Origin of the sequence: Lentzea sokolovensis, assembly GCF_033949975.1 — a bacterium.
GTDB classification, from domain to species: domain Bacteria; phylum Actinomycetota; class Actinomycetes; order Mycobacteriales; family Pseudonocardiaceae; genus Lentzea; species Lentzea sokolovensis.
On the sequence record NZ_JAXAVU010000009.1, the window covers coordinates 164,491 to 187,335 of the forward strand.

The following is a 22,845-nucleotide window of genomic DNA, read 5'->3' on the forward strand; positions in this document are numbered from 1 at the left end:
TCGGTCAAACGGCCGGCTGTTCATTGGTCAACACCACAATCGGCACGATTCACGCCGGGGTTGAGCATGATTGACCGTGCAAGTTCAGGCGCGGATCGCCGGTTGCTCGGCCGTCATCGGCTCGTCGGTCATCTGCGACCCGATGTTCAGGTTCGGCAGCACGTTGCGGGCGAACTTCGGCACCTTCAGGATGACCTTCGTGCCCGCGTTCGGGGCCGTTTCCACGACCAACGCGTACTCGGCGCCGAACACCGTGCGCATGCGGTCGTTGATGTTGCCGATGCCGACGTGCGCGCCGGTCTGGTGGGCGTCCTTGATGTCGTCGAGGCGGTCGGGGTCCATGCCGACGCCGTCGTCCTCGACGCTGATCAGGGCCTCGTTGCCGTTGTCCTCGGCGGTGATGGTGAGCATGCCGCCGCCGGGCTTCTTGGCCAGGCCGTGCCGCACCGCGTTCTCGACGAGGGGCTGCAGGACCAGGAACGGCAGGACCACCTGCAGGACCTCGGGCGCGATGCGCAGCCGCACGCTCAGCCGGGCGCCGTAGCGGGCCTGTTCGATGGTCAGGTAGCGATGGATGTTGGTCAACTCGTCGGCGAGGGTCGTGAACAAGCCGTCGGTGCGGAACGAGTAGCGCGTGAACTCCGCGAACTCCTGCAGCAACTCTCGGGCGTGCGCGGGGTCGGTGCGGATCAGCGACGAGATCGTGTTCAGCGCGTTGTAGACGAAGTGCGGTGAGATCTGGGCTCGCAGGGCCTTCACCTCGGCCTGGGCCAGCGCCTGGCGCTGCTTCTGGACGACTTCCAGTTCGAGCTGGGTCGAGACGAAGCGGGCGGTCTCCTCGGCCATGCGGATCTGGCGCTTCGACGCGACGCCGGAGACCACGATCAACGTGCCGGCGACGTCTCCCTCGACAACCAGCGGCACCACGACAACGCTGTGCAGGGAGCACGGGCCCTGCAGTTCGCAGCCGAGCTTGCGGTGGTCGACGTGTTCCTTGTGGCAGTTGTTGATGGCGCGGGCGACCGTGTCGCGGAGGTACTCGTAGTGGTCGTTCGCGCCGCCGTCCCAGGAGAGGACGGTGCCCTCTTCGTCGGTGATGGCGACCGCGACGCACCGCAGCATCTCGCGCAGGTGCGGTGTGGCCTTGTCGGCGGCCTCCTGGGTCAGGCCCGCGCGGAGGTCGCTCGACGCCTTGGACATCCGGTCGAGCATGTCCATCACAGCATCCTCGACGGAGGTGCTGACTCGTCGAGCGCGGCACAGCATCACGAAGAGGCCCAGAACGGCCAGGGTCGCGATGACGCCGAGCACAGCGCGCTCGGTCAACAGGTCGCCCACGGTGCACATGCTGTGCTGTGGGGCACCCCTATAGCAAGAGGCGCGCCCGGCGTACCCCCGGACGGTCCACCGATCCGGGTAGACATCCGATGAATTTGGGGAGAGGGTGTGCCCGTGAAAGTGGCTCTGTTCGCGACCTGCCTGACCGACACGTTCTTCCCGCAGACGGCCCGTGCCGTGGTGCGTTTGCTGGAGCGGCTCGACTGCACGGTCGAGTTCCCGCTCGATCAGACGTGCTGCGGCCAGATGCACTTCAACACCGGCTACCGGGAACTGTCGAAGCCGCTGGCGCGCAAGTACACCGACGTCTTCGGCAGCTACGACTACGTGGTTGCGCCATCCGGGTCATGCGCGGGCATGGTCCGTGAGGTCCATCCCACGCTCGGTGAGTCTCCGCCGCGCACCTTCGAGCTCGCGGAGTTCCTCGTCGACGTGCTCGGCGTGACCGACGTCGGCGCCTGGTTCCCCCACCGGGTCACCTACCACCCCACGTGTCACTCGTTGCGCATGCTGGGGGTCGGCGACAAGCCGTTGGCGCTGCTCAGGGCCGTGAAGGCACTCGATCTGGTGGAACTGCCGGACTCGACGCAGTGCTGCGGCTTCGGCGGCACGTTCGCGATCAAGAACGCCGAGACGTCCACGGCGATGCTCGCGGACAAGATGCGGTGCGTGCTCGACACCGGCGCCGAGGTGCTGTGCGCCGGCGACAACTCCTGCCTCATGCACATCGGAGGCGGGCTCTCGCGACTGCGCGCGGGCGTCCGGCCGGTGCACCTGGCGGAGATCCTGGCTTCGACGGAGGAGGACCCGTGGCGCGCAACCCCGTGACGTGGCTGGGCAGCCCGACGTTCCCCAAGGCCGCGAAAGAGGCGCTGAACGACACGCAGCTGCGGCAGAACCTGCGCAAGGCCACCGGGACGATCCGGGGACGCAGGGCGGCCGCGGTCGCCGAGATGACCGACTGGGAGATGCTCAGGGTCGCCGGCGAGCAGATCAAGGACGACGTCCTGGCGCGCCTCGACACGTTGCTGGTGCAGCTCGAGGAGTCGGTCACGGCACGCGGAGGCGTCGTCCACTGGGCCCGGGACGCCGAAGAGGCCAACCGGATCGTGCTCGACCTGTGCCGGGCCGAGCAGGCGACCGAGGTCGTCAAGGTCAAGTCCATGGCCACGGCCGAGATCGGGCTCAACGAGGCCCTCGAAGCCGGTGGCGTGCGCGCGATCGAGACCGACCTCGCCGAACTGATCGTGCAGCTGGGCGAGGACCGGCCGTCGCACATCCTGGTGCCCGCGATCCACCGCAACCGCTCGGAGATCCGCGAGATCTTCCAGCGCCGCATGGGGGTCGAGGTCTCCGACGAACCGGCGGACCTCGCCGAGGCGGCGCGCGTGTACCTGCGGCAGAAGTTCCTCACGACCAAGGTCGCCATCTCGGGCGCGAACTTCGCCGTCGCCGACACCGGGTCGATCGTGGTGCTGGAGTCCGAGGGCAACGGCCGGATGTGCCTGACGCTGCCGGACACGCTGATCACCGTGATGGGCATCGAGAAGCTCGTGCCGTCGTGGCAGGACCTCGAAGTCTTCCTGCAGCTGCTGCCCCGCTCGTCGACCGCGGAACGGATGAACCCGTACACGTCGGTCTGGACCGGCGTGACCCCCGGCGACGGCCCGCAGAACTTCCACCTCGTGCTGATCGACAACGGCCGCACGGCGACATTGACGGATTCCGTTGGGCGCCAGGCACTCCGGTGCATCCGCTGCTCGGCGTGCCTCAACGTCTGCCCGGTCTACGAACGCACCGGCGGCCAGTCGTACGGCTCGGTCTACCCCGGCCCGATCGGCGCGATCCTGACGCCGCAACTGATGGGCGACCTGCACGACCCGCTGGCGGCCTCGCTTCCCTACGCCTCTTCGCTGTGCGGCGCGTGCTTCGAGGTCTGCCCGGTGCGGATCGACATCCCGTCCGTGCTGACCCATCTGCGCGCCGAGGTCGTGGAAGCCAAGGGCCGCACGGCGGAGTCCGTCGCGATGTCGGCCGCCGCGTGGATGTTCCGGGAGGCCTCGCGCTACGAGAAGGCGCAGAAAGCCGGTTCTCTCGCCCGATTCCTGGCGCGCGACGGCAAGATCACGTCGCTGCCGTGGCCGGGCTCGAAGTGGACGTCCTCCCGCGACGTGCCCGCACCGCCGTCCGAGTCGTTCCGCGCCTGGTGGAGGAAGAACCGTTGCCAAGAATCATGAATACAGCCGCACGAGAAGAGATCCTTCAGCGCATCCGCAACGCACAAGTACCGGCGGCCGTGCCCGTCGTCCGCGGCTACAACCAGAAGGGCCCCGGCGGCGTCGAGCTGTTCGCCGAACGGGTCGCCGACTACCGCGCGATCGTGCACACCGTCACGAACGTCCCCGAAGCGCTGGAACCGTTGAAGGGCAAGCGAATCGTCGCACCATCAGGCCTCCCGGACGAATGGCTGATCGACGGCGTCACGTGGCTGCGCGAGCCGTTGTCGATCGACGAGCTCGACCAGGCGGACGGCGTGCTGACCGGATGCGCGGTGGCGATCGCGGACACCGGCACGATCGTGCTGGACGGCAGCGAGGCCCAGGGACGCCGCGCGCTCACCCTGCTCCCGGACTACCACCTGTGCGTGGTTCGCCAGGACCAGATCGCGGCGTCGGTCCCGGAAGCCCTTCAGCGCCTGGAGTCCACCCGGCCGCTGACGTTCATCAGCGGCCCGTCGGCGACCAGCGACATCGAGCTCAACCGGGTGGAGGGCGTCCACGGCCCCCGCACCCTGGAGGTCCTGATCGTCGTCTAGCCCCGGACATCAACCGCAGTGGACTCCGGCGGCGTCCTTGATGGCCATCTCGTCGTAGTAGTAGGTGATCGCGCGAATCGTCACGCACTTGCCCTTGGCGTACACCTTGACCGGGCCGGCGTAGTACTGGAAGTTGCCGGAGTCGAAGTCGTTGTTGTAGCCGGGGCGGTTGTTGTCGTCCTCGCGGAAGTCCTGGTTGTACATGCTGATGCTGGCCTGGTGCTTGAACTGCGAGTAGTAGGCCGTCTTCACGTTGGCCGCGCAGTTGTAGCCCGTGCTGGAGTTGTAGTAGAGCCGGATCGTGCTCAGGTGGTTCGGCACGCGCGACATCACCTTGTAGGTGTCGATCAACGAGCCCGTGCACCCGTACTCGGCCGCGTGGGCGTTCATCGGCGCGAGGACGAGGGCCGCGGCGGCGGCCGCCACGACGGCGACGGTTTTCCTCAGACGTGTCATACGCCTGAGGGTGGGCCGGGCCGGTTAAGCAGCGGTTATTTGAGCAGGCGGGACAACCGGCGGTCGGCCAGCGGCTTGCCGCCGGTCTGGCACGTCGGGCAGTACTGGAAAGCCTTGTCCGCGAACGACACCTCGCGAACCGTGTCGCCGCACACGGGACATGGCAGCCCAGTGCGCGCGTGCACCCGCAGCCCCGACCGCTTCTCGCCCTTGAGGCGTGCCGCGTCCTGACCGACGGACCGTGCGACCGCATCGGTCAGGGTGGTGAGCATCGCCTCGTGCAGGTGGTCGAGCTGTTCGGAGTTCAGCTTGCCCGTCGTCGCGTACGGCGAGAGCCGGGCCATGTGCATGATCTCGTCGGAGTAGGCGTTGCCGATGCCCGCGATCAGGGTCTGATCGGTCAGCGACGTCTTGAGCCGCTCGGTCCGCTTGTCGAACAGGTCTTCCAGCTGCGTGCGGGTGATCCCCAGCGCGTCGGGGCCCAGCCTGGCGACGCTCGCGATGGTCTTCGGGTCGCGCACGATCCACGCGGCGAGGCCCTTCTTCGTGCCTGCTTCCGTCAGGTCGAACCCGGGCCCCTGGCCAGGCGGACCGAGGTGCACGCGCAACGCCAGTGGTCCGCGGCCCTGCTTGGGCGGCGGTGCGGACATGGTGTCCGCCCAGCGCAGCCAGCCGGCGCGGGCGAGGTGGACGACCAGGTGCAGGCCGTCCGCGACTTCCAGGTCGAGGTGCTTGCCGTGCCGGTGCGCGGCCACGACCTCCTGACCGTGCAGCGCGGTCCACGGCGGGTCGAACGTCTTGAGGACCTGCAGTGAAGCCACGTCGACGCGGTGCACCACACGGCCCACCGCGTTCTCGCGCAGGTGGTGGACCAGTGCTTCTACCTCAGGTAGCTCGGGCACCAGACCAGTGTCGCATCAGTCGACGGGTTGCAGCGGACCTTCGACGTCCGGCAGCGAGTGCATCTCGATCGTGCGGGCGACGCGGGAGGCCTCCTGGCGCACCGCCATCGGGCCGCGGACCGAGCCGATCCACCGCTCGGGTGGCAGCTCGTCGGCCGTGGCCTTGCTCTCCGCGACCAGCGTGTGCGGGCGGCGCAGCGCCCAGCGGACCGGGAAGAACAGGAACAGGAAGATCAGCGCGAGGATCAGCCAGGCGGGGACGACGACCTGCTCGGGCGTCCAGGCGATCAGCACGACCACCATGACGGCGAGCATGCCCGCCATCATGATCCCGGGCAGCACACCACCGCTGACGTCGTGTTCGAAGTCGTCGGACTCCACCGGGTTGCGCCACTCGATGCGGCTGTGGACAGTCCACATCCGCCCGTCAGCACCGCGCACCAGCCGCGTCATGTACCCGTCTCCCACAGTCGGTCGGTCTTGGACAAACCGTACCTGGCGGAGGCAGAGCCTTGTGGGTGAACTCGGCTGAGCTTGATCGTCACCGTCAGTTTTCGAGTGCCGGTTTCGGGTAGAGCGTGATCGTCGTGGCCGTGGTCTGCGGCGTCGAGCACGGCTCGGAAGGCGGTGTCGACGGTTCGGACGACGCCGACGGCGTGTCGAGCGACGTGATCTCACGCCTCGAGGTCGGCGCCGAGCTGACCACCTCGGCCTGCTTCGACGACTCGACGATCTTCTCCGCCCGCTCCACCGGCGGGTCCTGGCGCTGGTCGCTGGTCGGCACCGGCACGGACGTCGTCCTGCGCACGGTCTCCTGCCGCTGCCCGCCGCCGGGGTTGATCACGTTCTCCTGCGGCTGCTGCTGGTGCCCCTGGGGCGGCGGCTGGGCGACCACGAGCTCCTGGCTGTGCTCGGAGCTCGTCGAACCGGAGGTGTTCATCGCGACGACCGGGTTCTGGTCCGGCTGCAGCACGGCGACACCGGGGCCGCCGTTGAACACCGCGGCCATCGTCCCGAACAGGCCGATGGTCGCCACGCTCGCCGCCGCGACGGCCAGTTTCGCCTTCGTGAAGAAGACCTTCCCGGCGAACGCGAGCCCGAGCGTGGTCGGCACGATCAGCAACGCCGAGTTGGCGCGCAGCGTCGCGCAGACCTCGTTCAGCTCGGTGTAGAGCTGGGTGCAGGCAGAACAGGTGTCGAGGTGGGCGCGGATCCGGCGTTCCTCGACGCCCTGGACGCCGCCCGCGGTGTAGGTGCCGAGCTTCGACCGGATCGCCGCGCACGACGAACGCCCGTCGTCGGCCGCGAGGTGAGCCTGCAGGTACGCCGCACGCAGCCCCTCGCGCGCACGGCGGGCCAACGCCGACATGGCGTTCGGCGAGAGTCCGAAGTGCGGTGCCACGGTGGCGGGGCGTTCGCCCTCCACCTCGACGCGCCACAGCACGACCCGCCAGCGTTCGGGCAGGCTGGAGAAAGCCCTGGTGATGAGGTTGTGCTCGGCCCGGCTGTTCGCGTTGTCGCTCACCGGTTCGACGCGCCGGCCCAGCTCCTCGTCCTCGACGGGCACGTCCCGGCGCCGCCCGCTCCACTCCCACGCGACGCGGCGCGCGACGGTCAGCAGGTAGGTGCGGACGTGGTCCGTGGGACCGCTGCCGCGGCGAATCGCCTGCAGCATCCGGAAGAACGCCTCAGCGGTGAGGTCGTCCGCCTCAGCCGCCTCGCGGACGTGCCTGAGAGAGAAACGGCGGATCGCGTCCGCATGCCGGGAGAACAGTTCGCCGTAGGCCGAGTCATCTCCCTCGCGCACTCTGGCGAGCAGGTCCCGGTCGACCTCGTTCTCGTCGACCATCACAGGCTTCAACATGCCACAAGGGGCCAGACCTGCTCCTCGTCGAGAACAGGTCGATACACAAGACCATCCGTTCGGCGTGGGCTGATCAGCGCAACGCATTCGGTGACAGGACGGTCACAGGTGGGCGTCGGCCCGTCGGCGGAAGAAGATCCAGCGACTATCGTCACGCCCGTGGTGGACTGGCGAGAACGCGCCTCGGCCCTCGTGCCGGAACTTCGGGCTGTCGCCGAGACCGAGGAGTGGTCCTGCCACGTCTTCTTCTCCGAGCTGTACCAGCTGGCCCAGGAAGCGCACCGCGAGCAGGCCGACGACGTGCTCCGGCGCGTGTACGGCTTCGCGCACTGGTGCTTCCACCAGCCGGAGCAGTTCCTGGAGAACGCGGCGTTGATCAGCTTCTACGAGCACGTGTTCGACGACTGGGACCTCCGCGAGGAGGTCGCCGCGTGGTTGCCGGTCGACGTGCTGCCCAAGGTGCGGGCGCTGTGGGAGTGGCGCTGGCCGAAGGAGCAGTTGGACGAGGTAGATCAACTGCTGGCCGGTTTGGAACCCCCCTCGCAAGATGCCGTCTGACCCCTGTTGTATAGTTCTCTCCCGTAAGGCAGTGCGGATGTAGCGCAGTTGGTAGCGCATCACCTTGCCAAGGTGAGGGTCGCGAGTTCGAGTCTCGTCATCCGCTCTCGAAAGAAGTCCGGTGCCCATTGGGTGCCGGACTTCTTTCGTTTCAGCGGACCGCGGGGCCGACGGTGAGCGTGCCCGAGTCGGCGTCCAACTCGGCCATTGGTCCAAGCGCGATGGACAACGGGTGGTCGCCGTGGCCGACGTCGATGCCGCCGATCACCGGCACCCCCAGAGGCTCCAGCCGGTCGCGCAGAACGTCGAGGACGGTCCAGTCGCGGTCGGTGTAGTCCTCGAACCCCGGGAACCGGCCGAGCGCGACCCCGCGCAGTCCGCGCAGCGAGCCCGACCGGATGAGTTGCGTCAGCTGCCGGTCGACGTGTCCCAGCCCGACCGCCCGCGGGGCCTCCAGGAACAGGATCGCGCCGTCCAGCTCGGGCAGACCGGCGCCCACGGACCAGGCGAGGGTGCCAAGATGCCCGCCGACGAGGTTGCCCGTCGCCACACCGCCCACCTGAACCGCCGCTGTGAGCGCCTCCTGGTCGCGACGCAGCACGGCGGGTTCGGTCTCCATCAGCAACGACCGCGTCGAGGCCGCCGAGCGAGCGCCGGCCAGGAAACCGTGGATCCCGGCGATTCGGCAGTGCCGCCACAGGGCCAGGTGCAGGCTGGTGATGTCGCTGAACCCCGCCAGCGGTTTGGGGTCGGCCCGCACGGCGTCGAAGTCGAGTTCGTGGGCGATGCGGTACGCGCCGGCGCCTCCTCGGGTGGCGATGACCACCCGCACTCCGGGATCGCGGTAGGCGTCGTCGAGATCGGCCAGCCGATCGGAGTCCCGGCCCGCCAGGTAGCCGTGGCGGTCCAGCGCGTGCTCGCCCACCTCGACGACCAGTCCCCAGCTCTCCAGAGTCCGCACGGACTCCGCGAGCTCGTCCTCACTCGGGTAGCTCGCGGGCGAGACGAGACGAACCCGATCCCCGGCGACGACACGCGGTGGCAGCACGACGTTCACACGACAGACTCTCGCAGGCGGAGTCGAGTGGTTCTCGGGGTGATCTCCGAGCCCGCCCGTGAAAGGGTGGTGGAGTCCGCTCGCATCAACCTGATCGAGCCCGTTCGACAAAGGACCTGGAGATCATGGCCATCAAGCAGACGGCAAACGCTCACTGGGAAGGCTCCCTCGTCGAGGGCAAGGGGAACGTCAGCCTCGCCACCTCCAACAGCGGCAGCTTCGACATCGACTGGAAGGCGCGCGCCGAGGAGGCGGGCGGCAAGACCAGCCCCGAGGAGCTCATCGCCGCCGCGCACTCCGCCTGCTACTCGATGGCGCTGTCCCACGGCCTGACCGGTGCCGGCACCCCGCCCACCTCGATCGACACCAAGGCCGAGGTGAGCTTCCAGGCGGGCGTCGGCATCACCGGCATCCACCTGACCGTCCGCGCCAACGTGCCCGGCCTGTCCCAGGAGGACTTCGTCACGGCCGCCGAGGGCGCCAAGGCGAACTGCCCGGTCTCCAAGGCGCTCGCGGCCGTCGAGAACATCACCCTCGACGCTGCCCTGGTCTGAATCGCAGCGCCGCGGGCCCGTGACTGATCAGGTGCCTGCGGTAGCGCACGTCGCCGGGCTGCTCGGCCACCTCGGACGAGCGGTCGAGCAGCTCTTCGGCGACGATCCGGCCCTCCAGCTTCGCGAGCTGGGCGCCGAGGCAGTAGTGCGGTCCGTGCCCGAAGCCGAGATGGCCCGGCACGGACGGCCTTCCCGGGTCGAAGTCCTCGGTGAACACCTTCGGGTCGCGGTTGCCCGCCGCGTAGTCGAGGAACAGGTGGTCGCCCTCGGCGATCTTCACCCCGCCCATCGACACCGGGCACGTCGCCGTCCGGAAGAACCCGATGAACGGCGTGTCCAGGCGCACGACCTCCTCGACCACGCCGCCCAATCGGCGTTCCTTCGCGTCGAGTCTCAGGAACATGCTGGCCAGCATGTTCGTGGTCGAGTCGGTCCCGGCGACGACGATCGCGAGGCACAGCGACAGCCGTTCCTGCTCGGACAGCTGCCCGCCCCTGAACGCGTTCGAGCGGGCGAAGTAGGCGCAGAACTCGTTCATCCCGGCGAAGTACGACCCGAGCACGCGCTCGCTGACCTCCTCGCCGCTGGTCAGTTCCAGCACCGGTGCCACGAACTCGCGGAACAGCGGGAAGTCCGCTTCCGGCACGCCGAGCACGTCTCCGACGACGCCCAACGCGAACGGCGCGGCGAACTGACTGACGAAATCGGCTTCTTCCGGTAGTTCGTCGAGCAGAGTCCTTGCGCGTTCCCTAATTGTGTCAGCCATTTGGCGCACGGCCGTTGGAGTGAATTTCTGATTCGCCGCAGCACGAATTCGGGCGTGCCTGGTGCCGTCGGCCGCGTTGAGCGAGGACATGAGTTCTAGCAATCGCCGCTGCTCCGGTGGCATCATCGCCGCCACGGCCGCGACCTGCGGACCTGTCATGTTCCGGGAGGAGAACGTCACCGGATCAGCCAGCACGGCACGCAGGTCGGCGTATGCGGTGACGCGCTGGGCGTTGATTCTCGGGTCGAATTCCATTGCGATATCTTTGCGCGGTTCCAGCCTTTGTCGGGGGCTGACGACAGGACGAAAAACGTGATAATCCGGCTGCTCGGACCGCTCGAACTCACCGGTCCGAACGGAGCAGTCCAGCTCAGCAGTGCGGGACAGAGAACCCTGGTGGCACGGCTGGCGCTGAACCCGGGAGAGACGGTGCCGAGGAGTGCGCTCGTGGACGCGCTCTGGTCGGACGAGGCGCCGGCGACCGCCACGAAGACCCTGCACAGCCTGCTCGCCCGTCTGCGCGGCCAGATCCGCGACGCCGGACTCGGTGAGTTGATCACCACCCGCGAGCCGGGCTACGTGCTGAACGCGCCTGCGGACACGGTTGATGCCGCACGGTTCGAGGCGCTCGTCGCAGCAGCACGGCATAGCGAAGAACCGTTGCAGTCCGCGAAGATGCTGCGTGAGGCCCTCGCGTTGTGGAGCGGCGACCCGCTCGCGGACTGCCGGCCGGGCGAGTGGACCCGGCAGGAGTCCGCGCGGCTCACCGACCTGCGGATGGACGCGACCGAGGACCTGATGGAGGCGTCGCTGGCGCTCGGCGAACACGCCGCGGTGGCGCCGCTGGTCAACTCGCTGGTGGAGCAGCACCCGTTCCGCGAACGGCTGTGGGAACAGCTGATGATCGCGCTCTACCGGTGCGGACGGCAGGCCGAGTCGCTGGCCGCGTTCCAACGGGCGCGCGGTGCCCTGGTCGACGAACTCGGGATCGAGCCCGGCCCGCGGCTGCGCGACCTCGAACAGGCGGTGCTGACCGCTGATCCACGCCTCGACCTGCCCGAACGCACGCCGGTTCCGGTGCGCGGCAACCTGCCCGCCGACCGGTCGAGCTTCGTGGACCGCCCGGAGACCGAGCACGTCGCCGACCTGATCAGGAAGCACCGGCTGGTCACGCTGATCGGCGTCGGCGGGGTGGGCAAGACGCGGCTCGCGGTGCACGTGGCGCGCGCCGAGCAGCCACCGGACGGCGTGTGGCTGGTGGAGCTGGCGGCGTTGCGCGACCGCGCCCTGGTCCCCCACGCGGTCGCCGAGGCGCTGGGCGTGGTCGACCAGACGGGACGCGGGCAGCTGAGCGTGCTCACGGAGTTCCTGGTCCGCAAGGACGCGTTGCTGGTGCTGGACAACTGCGAGCACGTCGTGGACCACTGCGCGGTCCTGGTCGACACGCTGCTGCGGGTGGCTCCGAATCTCCGTGTCATCGCCACGTCCCGCCGCGCGCTACGGGTCTATGGCGAGCAGGTGATGTCCGTGGCGCCGTTGTCCGTGCCCTATCCCGCGGCGACGTTGTTCGCCCAACGGGCCGATGCGGCGATTCCCGGCTCGTTCGTCATCACGCGCGCGAACGAGCAGGCCGTCACGGACCTGTGCAAACGGCTCGACGGCATCCCGCTGGCGATCGAGATGGCGGCGTTGCGGGTCCGCGCGCTGACGCCGGCGCAGCTGCTGGAACGGCTGGACGACAGGTTCCGGGTGCTGACCGACGGCGGGCGCACCGCGTTGCCGCAGCACCAGACCCTGCTCGCGACGATGGAGTGGAGCTTCGACCTCTGCTCGCCGCGCGAGCAGCTGCTGTGGGCGCGGGCGTCGGTCTTCGCCGGCAGCTTCGACCTGGCCGCGGCCGAGGCGGTGTGCTCCGACGAGTCGCTGACCGCGGACTTCATGTTCGACGCGGTCGACGGACTGGTCGACAAGTCCGTGCTGCAGCGAGAAGAACACGCGGGCGTGGCGCGCTATCGGTTGCTGGAGACCATGCGCCAGTTCGGGCAGACGCGGTTGCGTGCGGGCGACGAAGAGCCACGGCTGAAGACTCGCCATCGCGACTGGTACGCAGGCATTGCCCTGCAAGGAGAACGGGCCTGGTTCACGCCACGGCAGGCCGCGACCGTCGGAGCGATGACGGCCGAACGCGGCAACCTGCGCGCGGCGCTGGAGCACTCCCTGACGACACCGGGAGAGGCCGACGCGGGGCTGCGGCTGGCGGCGACGCTGTGGTTCTACTGGGTCGGCTGCGGGCGGTTCGCCGAGGGAAGGCACTGGCTGAACTGGGCCTTGTCGCTCGAGACCCAGCCGTCGCGGGCACGCTGCAAGGCGTTGTGGGTCACCGGCTACCTGGCGACGTTGCAGGGCAACACCTCCGCGGTGCCGGCGTTGCTGGAGCAGTGCCGCACCGAGGCCGCGTTGCTGGACGACGAGGACGCCGACGTCTACGCGACCTACGTGCAGGGCGCGGCGGCCGTGTTCGACGACGACCTGCCGCTGGGCGCGACGTTGCTGGCCGAGGCCGACCGGCGGCACGCCGAACTCGGGCACATGGACAGCAACGTGGTCATGGCACGCGTGGCGTTGGCGATCACCGTGGCGTTCGGCGGCGAACTCGACCGTGCGGCGGAGATCTGCACCAAGGCACGGGAGGTGTGTGAGGAGAACGGTGAGCTGTGGGCGCGCGCGTTCGCGTTGTACGTCCTGGCTTTCGTCTCGATGGGACGCGGTGACGTCGCCGGGGCCCGTGAGCTGGCCACCACCGCGTTGCGCATCAAGGAGAAGTTCAACGACCTGCTGGGCATCGCGGTGTCCGTGGAACTGCTGGCGCTGATCTCGGTGGTCACCGGGTCCGCCTCGCACGCCGCGCTGCTGCTGGGTGGCGCGGACCGGGTGTGGCAGTCGGTCGGGTTGCCGCTGTTCGGTTCCGCGAACTTCGCCGCTTCGCACGACCAATGCGTGGCGCTGTGCCGGCAGGCGTTGGGACCGGAAGCGTACGAAGAACACTTCACGCGCGGTGCTGCGATGACCGTGGCCTCGGTGATCGCGGCCGCGCAGTCGTGACGCAGGTTCCGTGCAACCGGGCGTGAGCAGGCTGGCCGGATGAGGACCAGCGTGCGCACTCCCGACGCGGGAACCGTCGAGGAAGTGCTGAAACTCGCCGCCAGGGCACCGTCGTTCGGCATCGTTCCGCCGTGGCGATGGCGAACTGGCAACGAGTGCCTTGAGCTCGTGACGACACGTACTGACCAGACGGCGTTGCTCGCGTGTGGTGCGGTGCTGCACCACGTACGGGTCGCGTTGTCGGCGATGGGCTGGGACTGCCACGTGCTGCGGACTCCTCACCCGGACGGCCAGGTCGCGTCGGTGCACCCGCGCTGGGAGCTCGACCCGTTCTCGTGCGAGGTGGCCCCGGCGGCGGCGATCTCGTTGCGCAGGGCCGATCCGCGGCCCTACTCGGCCGACGAGGTGCCGGACTCGGCGCTGACGTGGCTGCTGCACGCGGCCCGCGCCGAGAACTGCGACATCGAACTGGTGGCGCGGCGCAACGGCGTCCTGCTGCGGATGGTCGGGCACGACTGGCTGAGCGTGGGCGAGGCGGTGAGCGGCGTGCTGCTGGCGTCGACGGTGTGGGGCCTGGCGTCGCAGGTGCTGCTGCACGAGGGCGAGGTGCTCGTCCGCGTGGGCTGGCAGTCGCCCAATGCCGAACCGTTGCCTCAGTCAGCCCGCTAGGGCGTCCTTTTGCGTGGACCATGGGTGCGTGGACCGGGACAACACGCTCGCGCACCTGAGCGAGGACGACTGGCGCAGACCCGACTCGTCGTCGACCCAGCTCTACCGCGACCTGTGCGCGTTGCGCGACCTGCCGGTGGGACAGCTGACGCCGACGTCGTTGCACCTGCTCGTGACGCATCAGGTGGGGCTCGACGTGACCGCGTTGCTGGCGCTGGAACACGTCGAGTGCGACCCGCTGCGCTCGGTCGCCCTGTACCCCGGTGACCTGCTCGCAGCTCTACTGAGAGTAGATCACTCCTTCTGGGCTGATCACCCTGAGTTACTGGCCAGGATGTCGGGAATTCTTGATCGACTTCGCACGCTGCCGGACGGCGACTGGCACCTCCTGGTGTCCGCGGCCGAGCAGTTTCCCGGTTAGGCGCGCATTAGGCGAGTCTTTGCCGGGACCTGAGTTCCTTGCACCATGGCAAAGACTCTCGCGGCCGCCGGCCTCACGCTGGCCTCTCTCGCCGCCACCGCTGTGTTCTTCTCCCCCGTGGCTTCTGCCGAGACCTGCAAGGCTTCCTACTACTCCGGGGGCGGCACGACGGCCAGCGGCGAACGCTTCGACCCCAACAAGCTGACGGCCGCGCACAAGACGCTTCCGTTCGGCACGCGCGTGAAGGTGAAGAACCGTTCCAACGGCAAGACGGTGACCGTGCGGATCAACGACCGCGGCCCGTTCATCACCGGCCGATGCGTCGACCTGACCCCGAAGGCCTTCAAGACGATCGCACCCTTGTCACAGGGCGTAGTCGGCGTGACAGTCACCAAGGTTTGATTGAACCGAAAACAACCGGTTCGCTTGACCCAATCGAGTGAACGGGATAGGCAATCGGGGTGTTGGCGGCGATGAGTGGGCCGGGACGGCTCGCGACCGGGGCTCTCCTGGGTGCGGTCGTCGCCGCGTTTTACGTGCTAGCGCCGCTTGTCGGATCGCTCGCGTCGGGCGATCCGGCAGGGCCGGGAAGCGACAAACCGGCCCGAGTCTCACTGATCAACACGCCTTCGCTGATCCCGACGGAGTCCGATGCCCCGTCACAGACAGTGGCGTCCAGCTCGTCGTCAGCGCCGTCTTCTTCTTCCAAGACAACGACTACGACGACAACCACGACCACAACGGCCGTGACGACGACAACGACCACCAAGGCGCCGCCGCCCGTCACCACGACGACCACCAGGCCGCCGACCACGACGACGACCACCAAGCAGTGTGGACTGATCTTCTGCTGATCAGACGGTTCTGCGGCGCTCGTAGATCGCGTCGAACCGGCTCGTGTCGCTGAGCCCGTGCCGCAACAACCTCGCGGCGTCTATGAGGTTCTTGTCGTCCCGCGCCATCGGTTCGCTGACGTGGTCGAGACACGCGCCGACCAGCTCGTCATGGCTCGGAAGCGCGAGTTCCGGGTACAGCTCCTCAACGCGCGCGGCGAACCCCGCACGCAGGTAAGCGACTTCCTTGGGCGTGTACACACCCTTCGCGACGCCGTGGTCCCACATCCAGAAGGCGAGCTCGACGAACCTCGGCCGTTCAGGCACCTCGTCGTGCGAAGCCGTGCGCGCGGCCAACAACCTCGCGCAATAACGCCACCATGACCGAAAGTCCTCCGGCGCCTGCCTTTCAGCCCAACGGATCCTCTCCTCCACCGGCATCGCGGCAAGCCCTTTCACCTGCCGCCACACCACCCGGTGGTCACCGTCGAACGAGATCGTCAGATCCTGCCCGAACGCCGTGAAGATCTTCCGCACGCTGCCGGGCCGGAACTCGGGATCCACCCCCACGTGAACCGTGACCTGAGCGTCCGGCTGCCAGTACAGCTGATGCCCGAACTCCACCCCACCGACCGCGACCAGCTCGACCCCACGCCGTCCCAACTCGGCCGCGACCTCGTCGAACATCACCACCCCGCCGAACCGCCCGTACTTCGCGGCCACGGCGTCGTCCAGCCACTCGTCGCCGTACTCCAGCCGATGCGCCTGCACGGCGAGGTGCTCGCCCTGCCAGCCCAGCTCGCGTTCCCGCCAGTACCAGCCGACCTCGACCAGCCCGTAGGACCGCCAGTACGTGCGCCCGCCGCGGTTCTCCCCGCCGAGCCCGCCCATGACCTCGGCCGCGACGTCCGGGCCCAGGTTCGCGTCGAGCCCGAGGACGGTGCCGGTCTGCACGACGTCGGCGAAGAAGCCGGCCTTGGCACTCATCCGCCCGATCCTGCCAGGAGGGCGGTAGGGGTGGCAGACGGAGGACCGCATCACCGACGAGCTCCGACTGGTCTACGAGGTCGCGGGCGATGAGATCAGGATCGCCGCATGTCGTTACCACTGCGGCAAGTAGCGCAAGAGCGGCTGAACTGCTCCGGACAGGGGCGGATCAGCCGCTCTTCGCGTTGAGCCGGGTAACGCGTCCGCCGCGGTCGCCGACTGAACCGTCGGGCGACCGGACAGGGCCATGACCTGCATCGCAGGGACGCGGCACCGATGATGTGAGTTAGCACATGAATCCATCTTGTTCGGACACCAGACGATGTGTTGATCAGCGAGAATCGCTGAAACGAGTTTTCTGGGGAGTTCCGTCATGTCCGCTCGCGCCCGCCGTGCCGCGCCTGTCGTGGCCGTGCTCGCGCTCCTCGCCGCCGTCAGCGGGGTGACGTGGGCGGTGTGGGGAGACGGTTCGCGGTTCGAGAAGACGATGCAGGCCGCCGATCCGACGCCGCGGCTGCCCTACCTCGTGGACACCAACGTGCTGGTCAAGCTGACCGGTCAGGTCGTGTTCGACCGGGACGGGCCGGTGGAGAGGTTCGCGCGCGGCAACGTGCTGACGCCGGCCGAGATGGAGATCGTCCGAGAAGGTGGCGTGACGGAGGTCGAGGCGACGATCACGCTGGACGAAGGCGTCACGCTCGGGCTGTGGCGATTCGGCGTTCAGCACGGTGACTCGCCGTGGGGGCTGTTCGGCGCGCTTGACGGTCTTTACGCCGCGGGCCAGCACGAACTGGTGAAGACCTCGCATCCCGACGTGTTGCTCCGCCGGAGCGGGAACACCTTCCACGCGCATTACGTGCGTGGTCAGGACGTGCTGCGCATCGAGGGGTACGGCGACAACGGTGACGCGGTCACCGCACGGGTCATGAGTTTGCTGGACCGGCAGATCGAACGGTCGCCGGCGGACGAGCAGCCGATATGACCGTGACCGCACCCCAGCGCACGACGATCGTGCCTGCCGTCACGTTGTTGCAGGCAGGCGCGGGTCTGCTGGCCGTCTACGCCTACCTGATCGGTCAGCACTTCGACCTCGCGGTCATTCGCGCCGTGCTCAACCGGCCGCTCGGACTCGGCGAGGACTTCGGGCCGCTCGCGCTTCTCGTGTTGCTGGCGACCACCGGCTACACGGCGACGTTCGACCGGTCTCCGCTGGTCAGCAGGCTGCAGCGGACCTACCTGCCAGCTGGCATCGCGGTCGGACTCGCCGCCGCGCTGGTGACGTTCGGAGTGCCGATCTGGACCTCACCGGACACCGCCGGCACCTCGCTGCTGGACTTCGCGGGCAATCTTTCGCTGGTCAGCCAGCTCGTCACGAACGCGCCGCTGCTCGTGCCGCTCGCCTGGGTCGTGTTGCTTCAGCTGGTCGGTGTCGCGACGGCGGAACTCACCCGCCGCTTCGGTGTCGTCGTCCCGATCGCCCAGATCATCGTCGTCACGGTCGTGGTCGCTGTCGCACCGACGAGCAGGGCGGCACTGGTCCTGGTCTTCTACCCGCTCGTGATCTTCGGTCAGGTCATCGCGCTGCACAGCCGGGGTGTGATCCCCACGTGGATCGCGTCCGGCATCGCGATGCTCTGCGCGATTCCGGTGCTGGGGCTGAACAACACGAACGAGCAGTTCGCGCAGTGGTGGTACCCGGTGGCCTCGCTGATCGCCGCGCTGCTCGTCGCGGTGGCCGTCGTGGTCAGCGGTGAGACCGCGCGACGGCTTGCCGGACATGCTGCCGTGCGTTGGCTCGCCGACCACGCGATCTGGCTCGTGGTGCTGGCCGGCGTGATCGGCTACCCGCTGCTGGGTGGTGCGCCATGACGGGCAAGCCCCGGTACATGCACGGCCTGGACTTCATGCGCGTCCTGCTGAGCGTCGTCGTGATCTACAACCACTACGCGGGGTGGATGCAGGTCAGCAACGAGCCCTGGGGTGCCAGCGACGCCGTCGACGGCGTGCTGATCGGACCGCTGCACCTGAACCCGAACCTGGGCTTCGTCGGCGTCAGCGTGTTCATGCTGATCAGCGGCCTGGTCGTCACGCAGGTCTCGTTCCGCGAGACCACCGGTCAGTTCCTGGGCGCCCGCGCGGCCAGGCTGCTGCCCTCCCTGTGGATCGCCACCCTGCTCGCCTGGGCCTTCGCGTCCTGGCAGTGGGTGAACATCAACAGGCTCCCCGACTTCGACGACCTGTTCTGGAACCTCCTGCTGGTCCAGTACGCCGTGCCGGAGACCGCGCAGGTGCTCGCCGTCGTGTGGACCCTCATCGTCCAGGTGGTGTTCTACCTCTTCGTCGCCGCCACGATCCCGCTGCTCAGGCGGTGGCCGTGGTTGCCGCCCGCGCTGTCGGTGGCGCTCGTGTCGGTGCTGCTGTCCATCACCCCGCCGGACGACCCCGCGCCCGCCACCGCGGTGCGGATGATCGCGACCTTCCTGCCGGTGCTGTTCATCGGCCAGCTGATCTCGCTCGTCCGGCTGGGCAAGCTGCCCGCCGGTGCCGGTGTCGCGTTCGGAACGCTGCACTTCCTGCTCTTCGTCCAGGCGGATCTGACCAGCAAGGTGTGGCCGAACGGTCAGGCGTTCCCGCGCACGCTGCTGATCGTCGTGCTGATCGTGCTGCTGGCGATCCGCGCGGACGGGAAGCTCGTCCGGTCACCTTTTGTCGCGGCGATCGCCAAGCGGACCTACGCGGCCTACCTCGTGCACATCCCGATCAGCTTCGCGCTTTTCCGCGTGATCACACCTGCTGTGGGATCGTGGCTGACGGTCGCATTCGCTCTGCTCTGCGTGGCAGTCGCGTCGGAACTGCTGTACCGGTTCGTGGAGGATCCGGTGGCGCGGTGGTACCGCCGCCGGACGAAGGCACGCACGGCCAAGCCCGAACTCGTGGGGAACTGGGGAACATGAACGCGGTCGCTTGCACGATCACCAGGGAGAGCGGTCTGCCACTGGCGACGGTGCTCGCCAAGTCGTACCTGGAGCACCACCCCGGTAGCCGGTTCGTCATCGCCGTGCTCGACGCCGAACCCGGTGCCCGCTCGGAGGACGGCATCACGGTGCTGGGTCCCGGCGCGATCGGGGTGCCGGAGGACGACTACTTCGGGCTGGCCACGGCCTATCCGCCGGAGCAGCTCGCCGAGGCGTTGAAGCCGTTGCTGCTGCGGGAGCTTCTCCTCGAAGCCGATGTCGCCGTGCATCTGACGTCGTCGAGTTTCGTGCTGGCGCCGATGGGTGATCTGCTCAGCGGCGAGCACGCGCTCGTGGTGTCGCCGCACTTCCATCAGCCGTTCGACGACGTGAAGTCCGACGAGGGCCGGCTGGTGGGCACGGGCGTGTTCGACCCCGGTTTCGTCGTCGTCTCGCAGAGTGCGGTGGAGTTCCTGGACAGCTGGGCGGAGGCGGTCCGGACGTTCCACGCCATCGACCTCGGTCGTGGCATTTGGGCTGATCAGGCGTGGTTCGACCAGGCCGTGAGCCAGCGGGCGCATCACGTCGCCAAGAAGACGATCGGTGTGTGGAACGCCTTCGAACGGGAGGTCGGCTCCGACACCCAGGTGATCGACTTCCTCGGGTTCGACGCGACCAGGCCGTGGTTGCTGAGCACGCACCTCAACGCGCGGCCTCGCACGCTGCTCTCGGCACAGCCCGGACTCGCGCCGGTGGTCGTGCGGTACGCGGCGGCGTTGACGGAGGCCGGGTACATCGCGCCGGAGGACGTGGCGCCGTCGTGGCTCAGTGAGCTCTCCGACGGCACGGCGATCACGCCGCTGGTGCGCGCGATCTACCGGCAGGCCGCGGCAGAGGAGGACGAGGAGGTGCCGCACGCGTTCAGCGGCAAGGCCTTCCGCGACTGGCTCACCGAACCCGAGCTCGGCACGCTGAACCGGTGGGCCGCCGCGATCTGGCGCGATCGGGCGGACCTGCGCGGCTACTACAACGAGTCGACGAACCCCGGCTACCTGGACTGGTTGCGGGCGTTCGGGGTGCCGGGCGGCGACCTGCCGTCCTGGGCGATCCCGACGCCGCCCCCGCCGATCGCTCCGGCGGTGGACGAGTTCGGGGTCAACCTGCTCGGACACCTCACCGCGGTGCTCGGCGTCGGCGAGCTGGGGCGCTCGCTGCACGACGCACTCGCGGCGGCGAACGTGCCGACGGCGTCGGTGATCGAGGACGAGTTCGTGGTCAACGAACTGGGCATCGACGCTCCGGAGGACGTCAGCAGGCCGCGGTTCCCGGTCAGCGTCCTCTGCGTGAACGCCGACCTCACCCAGGCCGTGCTGCAGGCGCACCCCGAGGTCGCCGAGGGGCGGCACAAGATCGGTGTGTGGTCGTGGGAGCTCGACGAGTTCCCCGAGGCGATGCACGCGTACGGCAGCGTCGACGAGATCTGGACGATCAGCGAGTTCTGCCGCGAGGCGATCGCCGCGCACACCGACAAGCCGGTGAAGGTGTTCCCCATTCCGGTCAGGAGCAGGGAAGCGGCTGCGAAGAAACCCGGCGGGCGCACCAGGTTCCTCTTCGCGATGGACTTCAACAGCGTCTTCAAGCGCAAGAACCCGCTCGGCACCATCGAGGCGTTCCGGCGCGCCTTCCCCGGACGCGACGACGTCGAGCTGGTGCTGAAGGTGATCAACGGCAAGCAGCACGTCCCGGCCGCCGAACGGCTGCGGGCCGCCGTCGCCGAGGACGACCGGATCACGTTGATCGAGAAGTACCTGACCGCGCAGGAACTGCACGACCTGTACGCGAACAGCGACTGCTACGTGTCGCTGCACCGCTCGGAAGGCTTCGGCTTCACGGTCGCCGAGGCGATGTCCATGGGCATCCCGGTGATCAGCACCGACTACTCGGGCACCACCGAGTTCGTGGACCCGGTGAACTGCTGGCCGGTGCCGTACGAGATCGTTGAGGTAGGGCCGGACGCCGCGCCGTATCCATCCGACGCGCACTGGGCCGAACCGGATCTCGACGCGGCCGCCCAGGCGATGCGCGAGGTCGCGGACGATCCCGCACGAGCAGCCGAACGCGGGCTGGCCGCGCGGGAGCATCTGCGTCGCACGCGCGGCACCGAAGCCGCCGCGGAGTGGATCCGGGACCAGGTCGGGGAAGCGCTGCGGACCTGGCGGGAGCGCTCTCAACCGGCCGCGCCCGCCGCTCCGGAGCCGGATCCGGCGGCGGGCCGAGGTGTGACGCCGGTTTTGCGCAAAGCGATACTGCGAGTGGTCAGTCAGGTAGAGCGTTATAGGGCATCCGGCCCAACGGTCCGATAGGCCGGATCACGACTTGGCGGTTGGCCGGTCAGCTCTCAGGCACGACATGCACAATGGCCGGGTTCGTACTTGGAGAAAGGGGCTGTCAGCGTGAACTGGCAGGACGAACTGCGCAAGCTGGACGACGAGCTTGCGAGCGGCCGGATCTCGGCTGACGACTACCGGGTTCGCCGCGACCAGGTGCTGTCCTCCAGCAACACGAGCGGCCAGCAAGCGTCCGGGCAGCAGCCGCGCTGGCAGGCCCAGCCGCCGTCGGCGGGTCCGTCGACCGGTTCCCAGGCGACGCAGTACATCACCCCGGTCGGTGGCGGAGAGCCGCCGAAGCCGAACCCGGACGCGACCCAGGTCGTGACGCCGCGGCCGGCCGACGCGGACCGCACCCAGGTCGTGCCCGGCGGTGGCATGCCCACGCCGAACTACGGCCCGCCCTCACCGGCTCACGGCTTCCAGCAGCCTGGCCCTCCCCCGCCTCCGTGGCAGGCCAGCGACCAGACGCCGCCGTGGGTGACGCCGTCGAACGACAACTGGATGCGCTCCGGTCCCGAGGTGTTCGACGAGAGCTCGTCGGGCAAGGGCAAGAAGGTGTTCGCGATCATCGGCGCGATCCTGGTGGTCGCGCTGATCGGCGGTTCGATCTGGTGGTTCGGCCTGCGCGGCGGCTCCGGCGGCGGCGAGAACACGACGGCCGGCGGAACGTCGACGACCTCGTCCAGCGCCAAGCCGAAGACCGCGCTCGAACTGCTGCCGGCGGCACCCGGCACGGCGGACCCGAACAACGGTGACGCGACGGCCGAAAAGCTCGTCACGGCCGGTTTCCTGACCGCGGAGGACGCCGAGGCGCTGACCGCGGCGGGCGTGCAGAAGATCGCGTTCAAGGGCGGCAAGGAAGAGGCGTTCGTCTACCACGCCGAGGTGTTCGAGGCCGACTCCGCGGAGAAGGCGACGAAGCTCGCCGCCGATCTCGCCGACGCGGCGGGCAAGACCGGCATGGTCGAGGGCGCGCGTGGCCTGTTGCCCGCGAAGTCCAAGGTGCTCCAGCTGATCAAGCAGAAGCAGAACGGCACGTACCAGATGGTGTACGCGGCCGGGAAGCAGGTCGTGCGCGCCACGACCGTCCAGGAGCCCATCGGTGACAGCGACGCCGACCTGATCAAGAAGTTCCAGGAGTACGGCTTCGCGGTGTCGAAGAAGTTCCCGATCGCCTGA

The 22,845-nt window shown here is 68.6% G+C and carries 24 protein-coding genes and 1 tRNA gene; 16 read left to right on the forward strand and 9 right to left on the reverse strand.

From position 1 onward, the window contains the following. Positions 1–84: 84 nt before the first annotated feature. Positions 85–1,347, reverse strand: a complete 1,263-nt coding sequence (locus SK854_RS18135; protein ID WP_319976284.1) for a sensor histidine kinase — start codon at positions 1,345–1,347, stop codon at positions 85–87. Between the two features lie 111 nt (positions 1,348–1,458). On the opposite strand from SK854_RS18135, the gene SK854_RS18140 reads away from it, so the two are divergent. From SK854_RS18140 to SK854_RS18150, 3 genes are read left to right on the forward strand one after another with little or no spacing between them, the layout of a single operon-like run. After that, positions 1,459–2,166, forward strand: a complete 708-nt coding sequence (locus SK854_RS18140; protein ID WP_319976935.1) for a (Fe-S)-binding protein — start codon at positions 1,459–1,461, stop codon at positions 2,164–2,166. After that, entirely contained in the window at positions 2,148–3,575 is a 1,428-nt protein-coding gene (locus SK854_RS18145; protein WP_319976285.1) for a LutB/LldF family L-lactate oxidation iron-sulfur protein, read from the forward strand. Before SK854_RS18140 ends, SK854_RS18145 begins: the two co-directional genes overlap by 19 nt. After that, positions 3,572–4,153, forward strand: coding sequence for a LutC/YkgG family protein (locus SK854_RS18150; protein ID WP_319976286.1), 582 nt, complete (start codon positions 3,572–3,574; stop codon positions 4,151–4,153). Before SK854_RS18145 ends, SK854_RS18150 begins: the two co-directional genes overlap by 4 nt. Before the next feature lie 9 nt (positions 4,154–4,162). Here SK854_RS18150 and SK854_RS18155 read toward each other — a convergent pair whose 3' ends face one another. The 4 genes from SK854_RS18155 to SK854_RS18170 all read right to left on the reverse strand — a co-directional run bounded on the left by SK854_RS18155 (position 4,163) and on the right by SK854_RS18170 (position 7,375). Further along, complete coding sequence (locus SK854_RS18155) at positions 4,163–4,609, reverse strand: hypothetical protein (RefSeq protein ID WP_319976287.1); 447 nt, start codon at positions 4,607–4,609, stop codon at positions 4,163–4,165. A 35-nt stretch (positions 4,610–4,644) separates the two neighbouring features. Beyond that, entirely contained in the window at positions 4,645–5,511 is an 867-nt protein-coding gene (locus SK854_RS18160; RefSeq protein ID WP_319976288.1) for an Fpg/Nei family DNA glycosylase, read from the reverse strand. Positions 5,512–5,526: 15 nt separating this feature from the next. Beyond that, positions 5,527–5,964: a DUF983 domain-containing protein gene (locus tag SK854_RS18165; RefSeq protein WP_319976289.1), complete on the reverse strand. Its 438-nt coding sequence runs from the start codon at positions 5,962–5,964 to the stop codon at positions 5,527–5,529. Between the two features lie 94 nt (positions 5,965–6,058). Continuing rightward, complete coding sequence (locus SK854_RS18170; protein WP_319976290.1) at positions 6,059–7,375, reverse strand: sigma-70 family RNA polymerase sigma factor; 1,317 nt, start codon at positions 7,373–7,375, stop codon at positions 6,059–6,061. A 159-nt stretch (positions 7,376–7,534) separates the two neighbouring features. On the opposite strand from SK854_RS18170, the gene SK854_RS18175 reads away from it, so the two are divergent. Next, complete coding sequence (locus SK854_RS18175; protein ID WP_319976291.1) at positions 7,535–7,933, forward strand: DUF7674 family protein; 399 nt, start codon at positions 7,535–7,537, stop codon at positions 7,931–7,933. 33 nt (positions 7,934–7,966) lie between these two features. Further along, positions 7,967–8,039 (forward strand) — tRNA-Gly (locus SK854_RS18180). Between the two features lie 45 nt (positions 8,040–8,084). Here the strand turns inward: SK854_RS18180 and SK854_RS18185 are convergent. After that, positions 8,085–8,990, reverse strand: a complete 906-nt coding sequence (locus SK854_RS18185; RefSeq protein WP_319976292.1) for a S66 peptidase family protein — start codon at positions 8,988–8,990, stop codon at positions 8,085–8,087. 125 nt (positions 8,991–9,115) lie between these two features. Here SK854_RS18185 and SK854_RS18190 point away from each other — a divergent pair, with 125 nt between their 5' ends. Beyond that, the gene (locus tag SK854_RS18190; protein WP_030480288.1) at positions 9,116–9,544 is read left to right on the forward strand and encodes an OsmC family protein; all 429 of its coding nucleotides are present in this window, start codon (positions 9,116–9,118) and stop codon (positions 9,542–9,544) included. Here SK854_RS18190 and SK854_RS18195 read toward each other — a convergent pair. Beyond that, positions 9,519–10,565 (reverse strand): cytochrome P450, encoded by a 1,047-nt coding sequence (locus tag SK854_RS18195; protein ID WP_319976293.1) that lies wholly within the window; start codon positions 10,563–10,565, stop codon positions 9,519–9,521. The two genes, SK854_RS18190 and SK854_RS18195, sit on opposite strands and share 26 nt — an antisense overlap. 57 nt (positions 10,566–10,622) lie before the next feature. On the opposite strand from SK854_RS18195, the gene SK854_RS18200 reads away from it, so the two are divergent. The 4 genes from SK854_RS18200 to SK854_RS18215 are packed head-to-tail and all read left to right on the forward strand — an operon-like array spanning position 10,623 to position 14,904. Then, the gene (locus SK854_RS18200) at positions 10,623–13,412 is read left to right on the forward strand and encodes a BTAD domain-containing putative transcriptional regulator (RefSeq protein ID WP_319976294.1); all 2,790 of its coding nucleotides are present in this window, start codon (positions 10,623–10,625) and stop codon (positions 13,410–13,412) included. 39 nt (positions 13,413–13,451) lie between these two features. Further along, entirely contained in the window at positions 13,452–14,081 is a 630-nt protein-coding gene (locus SK854_RS18205; RefSeq protein ID WP_319976295.1) for a hypothetical protein, read from the forward strand. Positions 14,082–14,109: 28 nt separating this feature from the next. Beyond that, positions 14,110–14,502, forward strand: a complete 393-nt coding sequence (locus SK854_RS18210) for a contact-dependent growth inhibition system immunity protein (protein ID WP_319976296.1) — start codon at positions 14,110–14,112, stop codon at positions 14,500–14,502. A 45-nt stretch (positions 14,503–14,547) separates the two neighbouring features. Beyond that, a complete protein-coding gene (locus tag SK854_RS18215; RefSeq protein ID WP_030480284.1) occupies positions 14,548–14,904 on the forward strand; it encodes a septal ring lytic transglycosylase RlpA family protein in 357 nt (118 codons plus the stop codon). A 130-nt stretch (positions 14,905–15,034) separates the two neighbouring features. On the opposite strand, the gene SK854_RS18220 is transcribed toward SK854_RS18215, so the two are convergent. Beyond that, the gene (locus tag SK854_RS18220; RefSeq protein WP_319976297.1) at positions 15,035–15,328 is read right to left on the reverse strand and encodes a hypothetical protein; all 294 of its coding nucleotides are present in this window, start codon (positions 15,326–15,328) and stop codon (positions 15,035–15,037) included. Between the two features lie 28 nt (positions 15,329–15,356). Next, positions 15,357–16,322, reverse strand: a complete 966-nt coding sequence (locus SK854_RS18225) for a hypothetical protein (protein ID WP_319976298.1) — start codon at positions 16,320–16,322, stop codon at positions 15,357–15,359. 49 nt (positions 16,323–16,371) lie between these two features. Here SK854_RS18225 and SK854_RS18230 point away from each other — a divergent pair, with 49 nt between their 5' ends. The 6 genes from SK854_RS18230 to SK854_RS18255 all read left to right on the forward strand — a co-directional run bounded on the left by SK854_RS18230 (position 16,372) and on the right by SK854_RS18255 (position 22,845). Further along, a complete protein-coding gene (locus SK854_RS18230; protein ID WP_319976936.1) occupies positions 16,372–16,455 on the forward strand; it encodes a hypothetical protein in 84 nt (27 codons plus the stop codon). 240 nt (positions 16,456–16,695) lie between these two features. Beyond that, a complete protein-coding gene (locus SK854_RS18235) occupies positions 16,696–17,304 on the forward strand; it encodes a hypothetical protein (RefSeq protein ID WP_319976299.1) in 609 nt (202 codons plus the stop codon). Beyond that, a complete protein-coding gene (locus tag SK854_RS18240; protein ID WP_319976300.1) occupies positions 17,301–18,191 on the forward strand; it encodes a hypothetical protein in 891 nt (296 codons plus the stop codon). The genes SK854_RS18235 and SK854_RS18240 overlap by 4 nt, the downstream gene beginning before the upstream one ends. Further along, on the forward strand, positions 18,188–19,276 hold the full coding sequence (locus tag SK854_RS18245) for an acyltransferase family protein (protein WP_319976301.1): 1,089 nt from the start codon (positions 18,188–18,190) through the stop codon (positions 19,274–19,276). Before SK854_RS18240 ends, SK854_RS18245 begins: the two co-directional genes overlap by 4 nt. Further along, the gene (locus tag SK854_RS18250; protein WP_319976302.1) at positions 19,273–21,639 is read left to right on the forward strand and encodes a glycosyltransferase family 4 protein; all 2,367 of its coding nucleotides are present in this window, start codon (positions 19,273–19,275) and stop codon (positions 21,637–21,639) included. Before SK854_RS18245 ends, SK854_RS18250 begins: the two co-directional genes overlap by 4 nt. A 90-nt stretch (positions 21,640–21,729) precedes the next feature. Beyond that, entirely contained in the window at positions 21,730–22,845 is a 1,116-nt protein-coding gene (locus SK854_RS18255) for a hypothetical protein (RefSeq protein ID WP_319976303.1), read from the forward strand.